This is a genomic window from Acidimicrobiia bacterium (assembly GCA_040880805.1).
Taxonomy (GTDB): domain Bacteria; phylum Actinomycetota; class Acidimicrobiia; order IMCC26256; family DASPTH01; genus DASPTH01.
The window spans coordinates 21,329-34,814 of record JBBDHW010000054.1; the positions used below are offsets into that span (position 1 = coordinate 21,329).

10 protein-coding genes are annotated in these 13,486 nt (G+C 69.0%); 8 read left to right on the forward strand and 2 right to left on the reverse strand.

Annotated features, from left to right (window positions below; genetic code table 11):
* Positions 1–22: 22 nt before the first annotated feature.
* The 7 genes from WD271_14175 to WD271_14205 are packed head-to-tail and all read left to right on the forward strand — an operon-like array spanning position 23 to position 10,053.
* Positions 23–2,722, forward strand: a complete 2,700-nt coding sequence (locus WD271_14175) for an AMP-binding protein (GenBank protein MEX1008976.1) — start codon at positions 23–25, stop codon at positions 2,720–2,722.
* A complete protein-coding gene (locus WD271_14180; GenBank protein MEX1008977.1) occupies positions 2,715–4,727 on the forward strand; it encodes a hypothetical protein in 2,013 nt (670 codons plus the stop codon). Before WD271_14175 ends, WD271_14180 begins: the two co-directional genes overlap by 8 nt.
* 56 nt (positions 4,728–4,783) lie before the next feature.
* On the forward strand, positions 4,784–5,890 hold the full coding sequence (locus tag WD271_14185; GenBank protein MEX1008978.1) for an acetyl-CoA acetyltransferase: 1,107 nt from the start codon (positions 4,784–4,786) through the stop codon (positions 5,888–5,890).
* Positions 5,887–6,279: a Zn-ribbon domain-containing OB-fold protein gene (locus WD271_14190; GenBank protein MEX1008979.1), complete on the forward strand. Its 393-nt coding sequence runs from the start codon at positions 5,887–5,889 to the stop codon at positions 6,277–6,279. The genes WD271_14185 and WD271_14190 overlap by 4 nt, the downstream gene beginning before the upstream one ends.
* On the forward strand, positions 6,276–7,826 hold the full coding sequence (locus WD271_14195) for an AMP-binding protein (protein ID MEX1008980.1): 1,551 nt from the start codon (positions 6,276–6,278) through the stop codon (positions 7,824–7,826). Before WD271_14190 ends, WD271_14195 begins: the two co-directional genes overlap by 4 nt.
* Positions 7,823–8,638: an enoyl-CoA hydratase/isomerase family protein gene (locus tag WD271_14200; protein MEX1008981.1), complete on the forward strand. Its 816-nt coding sequence runs from the start codon at positions 7,823–7,825 to the stop codon at positions 8,636–8,638. The genes WD271_14195 and WD271_14200 overlap by 4 nt, the downstream gene beginning before the upstream one ends.
* On the forward strand, positions 8,635–10,053 hold the full coding sequence (locus tag WD271_14205; GenBank protein ID MEX1008982.1) for an MFS transporter: 1,419 nt from the start codon (positions 8,635–8,637) through the stop codon (positions 10,051–10,053). The genes WD271_14200 and WD271_14205 overlap by 4 nt, the downstream gene beginning before the upstream one ends.
* A gap of 265 nt (positions 10,054–10,318) precedes the next feature.
* On the opposite strand, the gene WD271_14210 is transcribed toward WD271_14205, so the two are convergent.
* Positions 10,319–11,506 carry an amidohydrolase family protein gene (locus WD271_14210; GenBank protein ID MEX1008983.1) on the reverse strand — a complete coding sequence of 396 codons (1,188 nt, stop codon included), beginning with the start codon at positions 11,504–11,506 and terminating at the stop codon, positions 10,319–10,321.
* 20 nt (positions 11,507–11,526) lie between these two features.
* Positions 11,527–12,693, reverse strand: a complete 1,167-nt coding sequence (locus WD271_14215; protein MEX1008984.1) for an amidohydrolase family protein — start codon at positions 12,691–12,693, stop codon at positions 11,527–11,529.
* 293 nt (positions 12,694–12,986) lie between these two features.
* Between WD271_14215 and WD271_14220 the strand changes: the two genes are divergently transcribed.
* Positions 12,987–13,454, forward strand: coding sequence for a hypothetical protein (locus WD271_14220; GenBank protein ID MEX1008985.1), 468 nt, complete (start codon positions 12,987–12,989; stop codon positions 13,452–13,454).
* The last annotated feature ends 32 nt before the right edge of the window (positions 13,455–13,486 follow it).

The following is a 13,486-nucleotide window of genomic DNA, read 5'->3' on the forward strand; positions in this document are numbered from 1 at the left end:
ACGAACGACCGGGGGGCAAGCGATGCCGGCACGGGAAACGGTAAGCCCACGAATCGGCGACCTTGCCGCGTCGCTCGGGTGGGATCGCAATCACCTGCTGCCCCACGTGGACTTCACGATCCCGGAGGCGATGACCGAGATCGCCCGTCAAATCCCCGACCGGATCGCGATCGAGACCGGCGACGAGCGCGTCACCTACGCCGACGTCGTGGCACGCGCCAACCAGGTCGCCAACGCTCTCCTCGACCGCGAGCCCGACCCCACCACGCCCATCGCGCTGCTCTGCGGTCACGGCGTCGAGCCCATCGTCGCCATCTGCGGCGTGCTCCACGCCGGGCTCATCGGCGCGCCGACCGACGCACGCGAACCTGCAGAGCGTCTCCAACGTCTGATCGACGCGAGCGGCGCCCAGCTCGTGGTCACCGCCCGCGAGCACGTCGAGCTCGCGAGCGGCCTCGTCGGGAACGACAAGGTCGTCGTGCTCGACGAGATCGACCCTTACGGCACCGATGCACCAAGCGTCGAGGTCCCCGACGACCACCCGGGGCTCGTGCTGTTCACATCAGGCTCCACCGGCATACCCAAGGGCGTGATCGGCGGCCACCGCGACATCGTGGCGCGCTCGGTCCGCACGGGCGTGCGCGACGGCGTGAGGCTCGGCGAACGGCACGCGCTCACCACGTCGTTCGGCTTCACCGCGGCCGAGTTCCGCATCTTCGCGGTGTTCCTCAATGGCGCGACGTTGTGCACGTACGACCTCCGCACCCGCGGCCCGCGCGAGCTCCCGGACTGGGTGCGCCGGGAGCAGATCGCCGTGGTCTCGTTCGTGCCGTCCACCCTGCGGACGCTCGCCGACGTCATACCGCCGGGCACGATGGGCTGCGTCCGCAAGGTCGGGTTCAGTGCGGAGACGCTGTACTTCCGCGACGTCCGCATCGCCCGCCCGTTGTTCGGCCCGGACACCGTCCTGCGCAACTCCCTCGGGTCGACGGAGGCGGGTTCGCTCGCGCGTTACGACATTCCGGCCGACGCCGACTCCCAAGAGGGCCCCGTACCCGTGGGCACCGTTGCCGACGACGTCGAGGTGCGCGTCGTCGACGAGGACGACCAGCCGGTAGCCGACGGCGAGATCGGCCGCCTCGTCGTCCTGCGCTGGGGCCGCTTGGCGCTCGGCTACTGGAACGATCCGGAGCTGACCCGCCGGTACTTCTTCAACGAGCCCGACGGCCGTCGCGGCTTCCGTACGCCCGATTCCGGTCGCTGGCGCGACGACGGGCTGCTCGAGCACGTCGGCCGCATGGACTCGCGCGTGAAGGTGCACGGTGCGATGGTCGCGACGAGCGAGGTCGAGGTGGCGCTCATCTCCCTGCCCGACGTGGCCGACGCCGCGGTGATCGCGGTTCCGGGTGACGACGGCGGAACGCGACTCGTCGCCTACGTGGTCGCACGCCGCGGTGCCGCACTGAGCGCCTGGAAGCTCCGGCGCGACCTCGCGGAGCGCCTTTCGAGCACGTCGGTGCCCAGCGCGTTCGTCGCCGTCGACGTCCTGCCCCGGACCGTGCGCGACAAGATCGACCGGACGGCGCTGCCGGCGCCGCCACCCACCGTGCGGCCGCGGCCCTACCGCGAGCCCACCAGCGACGGCCAGGACCTCGCCGCCATCTTCGCGGGCATCCTGGGTGTCGAGCGGGTGGGTCTCGACGACGACTTCTTCGACCTCGGTGGCGATTCGCTGGGGGTTGTCGAGCTCCTCGCCGCGATCGCCGAGCGTTTCTCGGTCGACATCCCCGCGTCCACCATCCTGGAGGCGCCCACGGTCGCGAAGCTGTCGCTACGACTGTCGTACCGACGACCGTCCGACGCGTCACCGGTGGTCACGTTGCGGTCGGACGCTCCGGGTAGCCCCTTCTTCTGTGTCGCCGGCGCGGGATCGCCCGCGATCGGGCTGCGCGGTCTGTCTCGAGCGATGAGCAACCACAACTTCTCCGCGATCCAGGCGCGAGGCCTCGAGGAACGCGCTATCCCCGATCACAGCATTCGTGCCGCCGCCCGTCGCAACATCGCGGCGATGCGCGCAGCACAACCGACCGGGCCGTACGCCATTGGCGGCTACTCCTACGGTGGTCTCGTCGCGTTCGAGATGGCGTGCCAGCTGCGAGCAGCACGCCAAGACGTGTCGCTCCTCGTGGTCCTCGACACGAGCGCGCCGATCAGCGTGCACAGCGTCACGAACCGCGTGCGGGCCCGCAGCACCGCGCTGAAAGCCGCCGCGCCGTCTCCACCCTTGCGGCGTGCCGCGGTGGTCGCCGTTCGCGGCGCCCGGTTCGCGGTCAAGTCCGCGTATGCGCACGCCGAGCGACGGATCTCGCTCACGAGCGCGGGCTGGCTGCCGCGCCGCGGCTACCACCAGTACAACTTGTTCCTGCGGCTCAACGCTCGCATGGCACACGAGTACAAGCCGTCCGGCATCTTCGACGGTCCGGCGCTGATCGTGCGTGGCGACATCCCCGACGGTATTCCGGCCGGCTTGGAGTTGGAGGAGAAGCCGGACCCGGGGCGTCGAGCGCTACCCGACCTCGGGTGGTCGAAGCTCGTCACCGGTCCGATCACCGTCGCCGAAGTGTCCGCCGACCACCAGGGCCTCACGCGAGAACCCGCGGTAAACCAGGTTGCTGCACACATCGCCGCCGCGGTCGGCTCACAGGGAGAGCACTATGGATGACCCATTCTTCGGGCCCGCGTTTGTCGATGTCGACGAGTGGCGCGACACGCCGGTGCGGCACCGTCACGTGCACGGCGGCTTCGACGGCACCGACACCCGCTTCTCCTTCTACTTCCCACCGGCCGAACAGTGGGAGGGCCGGCTGCTCCAGACCCTCGAAGGTGGCAACGGCGGTCACGAGAACACCGCCGCTTCGCCGTTCGGGCACGGCGCCGGGGGTGGGATCGGCTTCGCTTTGGCGAGCGGCTGCTATCTGGTCGAGTCCAACCAGGGACACTTCGGCGACGACATGCGGATCCTGCTCCGCGAGCCGACCGTCGGCGCCTACCGCGCCAGCGCTCAGTCGGCGCGCTACTCGTGGGTGATCGCGGAGGAGATGTACGGCTCCGCGCCACACCACGGCTACGTCTTCGGCGGCAGCGGTGGCTCCGCGCGGTGTCTGCTCTGCCTCGAGAACTGCCCCGACGTGTGGCAGGGCGCGGTGCCGTTCATCATGGGCCACTCCACCTCGTGGTCGTTGGGGTTCTCCGTGCAAGCTCATGCCGCGCGCGTGCTCGGTACGAAGATGGCCGACGTGATCGACGCGGTCGAGCCCGGCGGGAGCGGCACGCCGTTCGACGACCTGAGCACCGAACAGCGCGAGGCACTCGCCGCCATGTACCGCGCCGGCTTCCCGCGCGGCGCCGAGGCGTCGTTCGGTACGTCGGGTTACGCGGGAACGTTCGCGTCGCACATCTCCGCGCTCGAGAAACACGACCCCACGTACATCGACGACTTCTGGAGCGTGCCCGGGTACATGGGCGCCGACGGCCAGCTCGCCACGAGCCTCATCGAGGAGAAGACCACCGTCACTCGCGTCGTGACCGCGGCGGACCTCGCGGCCACCGGTGATCCGCGCGGCCGCATGCTCCTGATGTTCTCCGGCTCCGTGCCCGAACGGCAAGCGGGTGGCGGCGCGGGTGACGCGCGGGCAGGCGTGGTGCTCGACGGGATGGAACCCTCGGTGATGGTGGGCGCGGCCATGCAGTTCGTGACCGGGAACGCCGCCGGCCGCAAGCTGTTCTGCACCGGCGCGGTGGGCGACATGCTGCTCGGCGGTGCGGGGACCGGTGAGCGCTTCGAGGGCGTGGCACCCGGCGACGAGGTGCTCGTCGACAACCGCGAGTACCTCGCGTACACCTACTTCCACCGGCACCAGGTAGACGCGAACGCGCCCGAGTACGCACAATTCCGCGTCGACGGCCGCCCGTTGTACCCGCAGCGGGAGAAGAACTTCGCGCGTTCGGGGCTCCTGTCGGGTGGGACGCCGCGCGGTACCTTCACCGGCAAGATGATCGTGGTGCAGAACGCGCACGACGCCGCCTGCTGGCCGAACGCGGCGATCTCGTACCGCCGCGCGGTGGAGCGCAACGTGGGCGCTGCTCTCAGCGACCATTACCGCCTGTGGTTCAACGAGCACGCCGCGCACCTGCCGGCCTCGTTCAACCCCGTCGGTGAGCCGCCGGTACCCACGACACGGCTGATCGACTACGGCGGATCGCTCGAACAGGCGCTGCGCGACCTCATGGAGTGGGTCGAGGACGGCACCCCACCGCCGGCCGAGACCGGCTACATCCTCGACACCGATCAGCGCCTCACGCTCGCGCCCTCGGCCGCCGAGCGCGGCGGCGTACAGCCGGTCGTGCGCGCGTCGGCGAACGGGGCCGTGGGGGCGAACGTGGCGGTCGGCGAGCCGGTCACGCTCGCAGTCGTTGCCGACGCGCCTCCGGGTGGCGGCACGATCATCCGCGCCGAGTGGGACTTCGACGGCACCGGTGCGTTCGGGTTCGTGCACGACGAGGTCGACGGTTCGCGCGCGTCTCTGCAGCTCGCGACCACACACGCGTTCGACGCGCCGGGCACCTACTTCCCGTCGGTGCGCGTCACCGCGCACCGCGACGGCAACGTCGACGCTCCGCACTGCCGCCTGGTGAACCTCGGACGCGTCCGCGTCGTCGTGCGCTGATCGTGGCGCGCCCGCTTCGTCGCCCTGCGTTTCTCGGCAACACTGCGATTACGGGTGTGGGGTTCACCGAGCTCACGAAGGCATCAGGCCGCAGCGTGCTCGACCTCGCCAGCGAAGCGTGTGCGCGCGCGATCGCCGACTCGGGACTGTCTGCGCACGAAGTCGACGGTGTCGCGAGCTTCCGTTTCCTCGAGGACTCGGTGCCGGCGCAGGCCGTCGCCACCGCGCTCGGCGCGCCGGGGAGCAACTGGCTGCTCGACCTCAACCTGGGCGGGCAGGCCCCGTGCTACCTGGTCACGCAAGCGGCGATGGCGGTGCACCTCGGTCTGGCGCGCCACGTCGTCGTGTACCGGGCGCTCAACGGTCGGAGCGGTGCCCGCGTCGGGACCAACCGCGCCCCGGGTCCCGCCACCGACTTCCGCTACCCGGTCGGACTCACCGCGTACGTGCACTACGTCTCGCTGTGGGCGCGTCGCTTCCTGATCGAGACCGGACAATCCGAGGTCGACCTCGCTGCGGTTGCCGTCGCGCAGCGCGCCTGGGCCGAGCAGAACGACCGCGCATATCTGCGCGCGCCGCACTCGGTCGAAGCGCACCTCGCGGCCCCGTACGTTGCCGAGCCGTTCCGCGTGCCCGACTGCACGATCGAGGTCGATGGTGCCTGCGCGATGGTGGTTACCAATCTTGACGCCGCGCGCGACCTGGCGCGTCCACCCGTGGTGTTGGAGGGAACGGCCTACGCCGCCGGCCGCGGCGCCGGTCTCGACATGGGCGACTCGCTGTTCTGGGAGGACCTGTCGCGCAACTACACGTCGCTGCTCGCCGACGACCTCTGGGGTTCGGCAGGGCTCACGCCGTCCGACGTCGATCTCGCCCAGATCTACGACTGCTTCACGAGCACGGTGCTGATGGGGCTCGAGGGGCTCGGCCTCGCCGAGCGCGGCGGTGCGGGCGACTTCGTGAGGCGCGGCGCGCTGCCGGTGAACACCAACGGGGGCCTGCTCTCGGAGGGCTACCTGCACGGCATGAACAGCGTCGCCGAGGCGGTGCTGCAACTGCAGGGCCGCGGCGGGTCGCGCACCGTGGAAGGCGCGGAGACGTGCGTGGTCACGTCGGGCGCGCTGATGGACGGCTCCGCGCTCGTCCTGGCCATCGATCGATGATTCCTCCTGCCCGCGACGTCGACGCGGCCGAGTTCTGGTCCGCGCTGGAAGAAGGGCAACTGCTGGTGTCGGTGTGCGGCGCGTGCGGCAACCGCTGGCTGCCGCCGCTCGCCACCTGTCCTCGCTGCGCGTCGCGCGAGGTGACGAGCGCGCCGTCTGCCACGACCGGCGCGCTCTACTCGTGGACTGTGATCCACATGGCGGCCGATCCCGCGTACGCGGCGGAAACCCCGTACACCGTCGGCCTGGTCGAGCTCGACGACGGCGCTCGCCTGTACGGGCGCGTCGTCGGTGTCGACCACGACGCCCTGCGCGACGGCTTGCGGCTTCGAGTCGAGATCGACACAGCTCGTGGCCGACCGATCTGGCACTTCGAACGCGAACCATGATCAGCGAGGCGCGCGCACAGCAGTACGTCGAGCAGGGCTGGTGGGATGGGTCGACGCTCGCGGCACGCGTGCACCAGTTCGCCCTGGACCAACCCGAGTCGATCGCCGTCGTCGACGAGACCACCGATTCGCGTGTCACGTACAGCCAGCTCTGGGACGACGCGTGCAGGGTCGCCGCGTTCCTCGGTGAGCACCGCGTGTGGCCCGGCGACGTGGTGTCGGTACAACTGCCCAACTGGTACGAGACCGTGGCCGTCGACCTCGGCGTGCTCGCACACGGCGCGGTGCTCAACCCGCTGCTGCCGAACTACCGAGCGCGTGAACTGCACCACATCCTCGGCACCGCGCGCACGAAATTGCTCTTCACCCCGGATGAGTTCCGCGGCTTCGACCACGCCGCGCTCGGCCGCCACCTGCACGAGTCGCTCGACACGCTGGGCACCCATGTGATCGTGCGCGGTCGCGGTGACTTCTGGCAGCACGTACTCGGACGGCCGTCCGAGCACGTCGAGCCGTCGGCCGATCCCGCCGCGCTCTCCGAGGTGATCTTCACTTCCGGCACCGAGGCAACGCCGAAGGGCGTGATGCACACCGAGCACACCACGAACTGCAACGTGCGCTCGGCGTACGCGGTGAACAAGCTCACCGCTGACGACGTCGTGTGGGTGCCGAGCCCGATCGGTCACTCGACCGGCCTCAACTTCGGTGTCCGCCTCGCCCTCTATTTCGGGATGAAGCTGGTGCTCCAGGACCGTTGGGACGCGGACCGGGCCGTCGAGCTGATCGAACGGGAGCGGTGCTCGTACACGCTCGCGGCCACCACGTTCCTCACCGACCTCGTGAACGCGGCGGCGCGTTCGGATCGCGACGTGTCGACGCTCACCCGTTTCGGCTGCGGGGGCGCGCCGGTCCCGCCCGAGATCGTGCGCGCGGGCGCCGACACGGGCATCAACGTGCTGCGCATCTACGGATTGACCGAAGCGTTGGTCGTGAGCTGGAACCGCGCCGGTTCGCCCCTCGAGAAGCGCATGCACACCGACGGGTTGGCGTTGCCCGAGGTGGAGCTCGAGGTTCGTGAGGGCGAAGTAATGGTGCGCGGCCCGAACGTGTGCGTCGGCCTGTTCGACGACCCCGAGCGCGAGCGGAACATCTTCACCGACGACGAGTGGCTGCACACCGGCGACGCCGGCGTGCTCGACGACGAGGGCTACCTCTCGATCGTCGGGCGCAAGAAGGAAATCATCATCCGCGGCGGTCTCAACATCGCGCCGCGCGAGATCGAAGACCTGCTCTGCGAGATGCCCGAGGTGCGCGCCGCCGCGGTGATCGGCGTCCCCGACGAACGGCTCGGCGAAATCACCTGCGCGTGCGTCGTCGTCAACGGGCCACTCGAGCTCGACGTCGTCGTCGCGTTCCTCACCGACCGCGACCTCGCGACGTACAAGCTGCCGCAGATGTTGCGGATCGTGACCGCGCTGCCCACGACGCCTTCCGGCAAGATTCGCAAGAACGAGCTCCGTGACCAGATCCTCGAGGAGACAGCATGAGCGCACCGCCGGACCAGACCCGATCGGTGCAGGTCGAAGACGTTCCGCTTCCCCACGGCGTCGCCCGGGTGTTGACGCTGAAGCGCCCCGACGCGCGCAATCCACTCGACTACGAAACCGTGACGCGCCTGCGCGCGCTCGCGGAAGAGGCCGACGCCGATCCGCTCGCACGCGTGGTGATCGTCACCGGCAGCGGCTCCGCGTTCTCGGCCGGTGGCGATTTGCGCGCCTACATCGAGCTCTACCGAGCCGAGTTCGCGTTTCGCGCGTTCCTCGACGAGTTCCGTCTGCTGAACGCGCGCATGGAGCACGGCCGCTTCGTGAGCATCGCGATGGTCAACGGCGCGTGCGTGGCCGGCGGGTTGGAGCTCGCGCTCGCCTGCGACCTGATCACCGTGGCCGACGGCGCTCCGATCGGCGACGGTCACCTCGCAACCGGCCAGATCGACGGCGCGGGAGGAAGCCAGCGGCTGGTGCGGGCCATCGGGATGCAGCGCGCCACGCAGCTCCTGCTCACCGGTCGTCTGTGGACCGGCGTTGAGGCCGCAGCCGCGGGTCTGGCGGTCTTCAGCGTCCCGGCCGCCGAGCTCCGCGAGCGGACGCTGGCGCTCGCCGCCGAGCTCGCGGCCCACAGCCCGATCGCGGTGAAGCACATGAAGACGCTCCTCGGCTACTCCGACCACCTCCCGTTCGAAGACGCCCTCTCCGCAGAACAGGAGCTGGTGCTGGGATACGCGACGCAGTCGCACGACGCGACCGAGGGCCTGCTCGCCTTCCTCGAGCGGCGGCCGGCGCGGTACACGGGCTCATGACCGAGAAGTCTGGACGGATCGACCGTTCCACGCTGCTCGCGCTGGTGGCAATGGCGCTCGGTGTCTTCGTGATTGCCAATGACTTCACCGCGTTGAGCGTCGCCATCCCCACGATCGAGAGCGATCTCCACACCACGCTCACGAAGTCGCAGTGGGTCATCAACGGCTACGCGTTGGTCTTCGGAGTGCTCATCGTCACCGGTGGCCGCCTCGCCGACCTCTTCGGCCGCAAGCGGATCTTCATGGTGGGCGCGACGATCTTCGCCGGCTTCTCGTTGCTGGCCGGGCTGATGCCGAGCGTCGTGCCGCTGATCCTGTGTCGCGGGCTGATGGGCATCGGCGGTGCGCTCATGTGGCCGGCGATCCTCGGGATGACCTACGCATTGCTTCCCGACGACAAGGCAGGCCTGGCCGGAGGACTCATCATCGGTGTCGCGGGAATCGGCAACGCGGTCGGCCCGTTGCTCGGTGGGTTCCTGACCGAGGAACTGAGTTGGCGCTGGGTGTTCTTCCTCAACCTGCCGGTCACCGCGTTCGCGGTGCTCGTCACGTACCGGTTGGTGCAGGAGAGCACGGTCGACACGACCGAACGCCACATCGACTACGTAGGAATCGCGGTCCTGTCCTCGGGAATCGTGGCAATCCTGCTCGCGCTCGACCAGGGTCCCGACGAGGGATTCGGCGACCCGGCGATCCTCGCGCTCTTCACCGCGGGCGCGGTGCTACTCGGCTCGTTCGCCGCCGTCGAACGCCGCCAGGGCGCGGGCGCGCTGGTGCCGAGCGATGTGTTGCGCAACCGCGTGTTCACCGCGTCATGTGCCGCGGTGCTCTTGATGTCGGCGATCTTCTTCGCCTCACTGCTCTACCTGCCACAGTTCATGGAGAAGGTTCTCGACTTCTCGGCGCTGCGGTCCGGCGCGGGGCTCCTGCCCCTGATGGTCGTGTTCGCGATCACGTCGTTCGTGGCCGGACCGCTCTACGGCCGACTGGGCGCGCGCGCGGTCGTATCTGTCGGAGCGGCGTGTCTCGGGATCGGCATCTTTCTGTTGTCGCTCGTGGACGACGGCTCTTCGTACGCCTCGCTCGTGCCCGGCATGATCGTGCTCGGTGTCGGTGTCGGGCTCTTCTACTCGTCGATCACGACCGTGGCGGTCACCTCACTCGACCCTTCGCGATCGAGCCTGGCGGGCGGGATCGTGTACATGTGCCAGATCGCGGGCGGCGCCGTCGGCCTCGGGTTGAACACCGCGATCGTCACGTCGGCATCGAGCCTCAGCGACGGCATCAGCGTCGCCTTCAAGGTCGACGCCGGACTCGCGGTACTGGGCTTCCTCGTCGTGCTCTCCGTGATCGGCCGCCACGAAGAGGTCACACCGCGCAGCGCGCTCCGCCACCACCACCGCGCCCACGCGTAGCGGCGCGGTCACGTTGCGGGGAGGATGCCCGTCCAGGTGCCGATCTCCTTCCAGGGGTTCCCGCACGCGAAGTTGACCGTGCCGGAGTCCTTAGATTCGCAGCGGACGCACCCGGGGCGTCTCCATCGAAGAAACGAGTCGTGACATTGGTGCTCGGGGCGTTCGCGCACGCGTTCCCGTCGGAATGCAGGTACGCCCCCTGATCGCCCCCGTTGTACCCCATCCGCCCCGACCGCCACCACGGCCCCAGCAGCAACGCTCTCGCTCAGGCGACCTTCATGAGACGGGCGAGGTTTCCGCCCATGACCAGTTCCTGGTCCTCGATGGGCATCGTGGCGATGTCATCCGAGAAGCCGAGCGGGTCACGGAGACCCTCGGGATGCGGGAAGTCGGAGCCGAACATGCTGTTGGCACTGCCGAGCATCGAGATGAGCTCGACCGGGTTCGCGTCACGGAAGATGTGGATCCAGAAGTTGCGCCGCAGGACCTCGAGCGGATCCTCGTCGAACAGGACGGGCGCGCGCTCGTACGCGTCGGCGAACTGGCGAAGCATCGGGCGGGTCCATTCGTTGAAGTGCTCGACGATCACGACCTTCAGGCGCGGGAAGCGAGTGAGCATGCCGTGCCCGATCATCGATGCGATGAGATCGCTCGTCTGCGAGCGTGGCGTCGCCAACGCGCGAACCGCCGACGCGCCGAAAGGCCTCTCGAAGTAGCCGCCGGCCTCGGGCGTGCCGTCGAGCTCGGCGAGGTCGACGGGGTAGCGCCGGTTCACGGTGTTGTGCAGCCCTACGACGATGTCGTGCTCCTGCATGGCCTCCCAGAAGGGGTCGAACTCCGGCAGTGCGAACGAGCGCGGCCCCGTGGGCCCGAACACCGGGGCCGGCCGGATGTAGACGATCCTGGCTCCGCGCTCGACCACCCACTCGAGCTCCTTGATCGCCCGATCGACGATCGCCATACCGATCGCCGGTGTGGGGAAGATCGTGTCCTCGTAGCCGAACGTCCAGTGCTCGTACATCCACTCGTTGAGCGCGTGCAGGACGGCGTGAGTCGCGAGCGGGTCTTCGGGCATCGCCTGCTCGATGACGCTGGCGAGCGTCGGCCACATCAGCGACCGGGTGATGCCGAACTCCTGCATCAGCTTGTACCGAGGCTCGACATCGAAGAAGGCGTCGAGGCCGGCGATCGAGCGGCGGTTGAGTGGGTCGTCCTGTTGGCCACCGGGGGGCGCTACCCGCGCAAAGGTCGGATTCGGAATGGCGCGGCTGATCCGGTCCTTCACGGCGAGCTTCGTGCGACGGTCGTACTCGACGTACTTGATGATGCCTTCGTATTCGGGCGGGATGAACTTCGTGAAGGCGTCGGGGTTCTCGTACATGTGGTTGTCGGAGTCGAAGACCGGGTAGTCCAGGTTCCGGTCCCGTACGAAGAACAGCTCGTCATCGCTCATCGCATCCCTCCTCGCCGTCGTCACGCTGGTACCGCTGCCGCCTCGCCGAGTTCGAAGGCGACGCGGTCGAACTGCGGCGCCAGGGCCGCGAGGTCGAGGTGGTACACCTCAGCGGCGTTCTCGTAGAGCACCTTCCGGGCGTCCGCCTCGGTCACGGTCGGCATCGCGGCGAGCAGCCGCGCGTTCTCGATCACTCGAGGGAAGATGGACTCCGGGTGCGGGTAATCGACGCCGAACATCGCGTTGTCGCTGTGGATCCGGAATCGCTCCCCGGCACCGCGGGCGCCGCTCAGGTCACCGGCCGACAGCTGCGCGGGGTGAAACGGCGAGATGCCCGCGTAGCAGTTCGACTCCCAGTACTCGCTGGGCAGCCGAGAGTACGGCTTGGCCTGGCGGAGCGACTCCGCGAAGTCCGTCCAGTCGTCGGCCATGCGCTCTCGCCCGTCCAGCATCTCGATCATCGGCGCGATCCACCACGCCTCGGTCTCGATGAAGGCGATCTTCAGATCCGGGAAGCGATCGAACACGCCACCCAGGATGAGCTGCCACAGCGATCGGCCCGAGAAGAACGAGTGCTCGGCGGCGAGCACCATGAACGCGGCGAAGATCTGGGGCTGGTAGTCCGGTGCGCCGGTGCCGCCGTGCTGGCTGAGCGGCAGGCAGACGTCCTGGCACGCAGCCCAGATCGGGTCGAGCGCGGGATCGAAGAAAAACTTCGAGCCCGGGTAGAGGGGAGGCATCAGGATGCCGACGAGGCCCTGCTCCTTGGCCCAACGGATGTCCTTCACGGCCTGGTCGACGTCGTCGAAGGACACCAGCGCCTGCCCGTGCAACCGGTCCGGCGCCTCGGAGCAGAAGTCGATCACCCAGCGATTGAACGCCATGTTGGCCTGACGGGTCTGCTCCGGGTCGGGCGCGAAATCGACGCGCCCGGCCGCGAACGGCGCACCATTCGTGAAGAGGATCTCGGCCGCCACTCCCTGGGTCTCGAGGTCGGCGAGCCGCCGCTTGGGGTTCCACTGCGCGTCCTCGCCGAACTCGGGTCGAACGAACCCGTCGGGCATGCCCTCGAAGCTCTTGACCCAGTCGTCGAACGCGTCGCGCCACTTCGGGTCGATGTAGTCGCGGTAGCCCTCACGCGGCGCCTTGACATGGCCGTCGACCGAGATAATCGCCACTCGCCCCATCGCCCACCCCTCGACCATCGAACACGAACACGCAACCCCGGACAGGGGCAGTATGACGCCCGGCGGGCGCGGCGGCAACAACAGGGCGCTGCCACAAGCGGCAGTGTCTGGGTGGCGAGCACTGACCGATCGACGCGAGAGTGACGTTCGAGGGCTTCGGTCCGTCCGGCAAGTCGGGTCGTCCTGCCTGCCCCGCGCGCGTCACACCAGGTTCATGATCGCTACGCATAGCCGCACCCCACAGTTCGTCGGGCGCGCTGAATGCGCACGCTCGGATTGCGAACGACGTGTTCGTGGCTGCGACCGAAGCCGGTCATCAACGCGTCGCCACGGTCGCAGCCGGAACGGCTGCGTACGCGCTCGGCCTCCAAGCGCGATTCGACGACGCCGATGCGCTCTTCGTTCGAAGCGTGGAGCTGGCAGAGCAGGACGCGAACTCTTACCGGCTGGCATGGTCGCGAGCGCAACGCGGCGTGATCCTCGGGCTCTCGGGCCGTCTCGCCGACGCGTTCACCTCTCTCGAGCTCGCGCTCGACACCAGCGTCTGGGCTCCGGACGCGCTCGCCTTCGAGGACCTCGTGCAGTGCTGTTGGCTCGCTGGGCGGCTGGAGACCGGCCTCGCGTGGCTCGAGCGCTCGCTCGTGCGGCGAACGCTGCACGGGAGTCGACGGCGGGCGTGGGCGTTGGCGATCGGTGCTCGGATCTCCGGGGCAGGCCAACCGCGGTCGCGGCCAGCTCGACGCCGCGGTCGCCACGTATGAGGGCCGGGAGATCATGGCCTGGAGTTGTTGGT

Bases quoted from the DNA above. Each gene is read 5' to 3' on its own strand.
- WD271_14215 (MEX1008984.1), bottom strand. From the start codon at position 12,693: ATGGGGCGAGTGGCGATTATCTCGGTCGACGGCCATGTCAAGGCGCCG.
- WD271_14205 (MEX1008982.1), top strand. From the start codon at position 8,635: ATGACCGAGAAGTCTGGACGGATCGACCGTTCCACGCTGCTCGCGCTG.
- WD271_14180 (MEX1008977.1), top strand. From the start codon at position 2,715: ATGGATGACCCATTCTTCGGGCCCGCGTTTGTCGATGTCGACGAGTGG.
- WD271_14210 (MEX1008983.1), bottom strand. From the start codon at position 11,506: ATGAGCGATGACGAGCTGTTCTTCGTACGGGACCGGAACCTGGACTAC.
- WD271_14175 (MEX1008976.1), top strand. From the start codon at position 23: ATGCCGGCACGGGAAACGGTAAGCCCACGAATCGGCGACCTTGCCGCG.
- WD271_14200 (MEX1008981.1), top strand. From the start codon at position 7,823: ATGAGCGCACCGCCGGACCAGACCCGATCGGTGCAGGTCGAAGACGTT.
- WD271_14190 (MEX1008979.1), top strand. From the start codon at position 5,887: ATGATTCCTCCTGCCCGCGACGTCGACGCGGCCGAGTTCTGGTCCGCG.
- WD271_14195 (MEX1008980.1), top strand. From the start codon at position 6,276: ATGATCAGCGAGGCGCGCGCACAGCAGTACGTCGAGCAGGGCTGGTGG.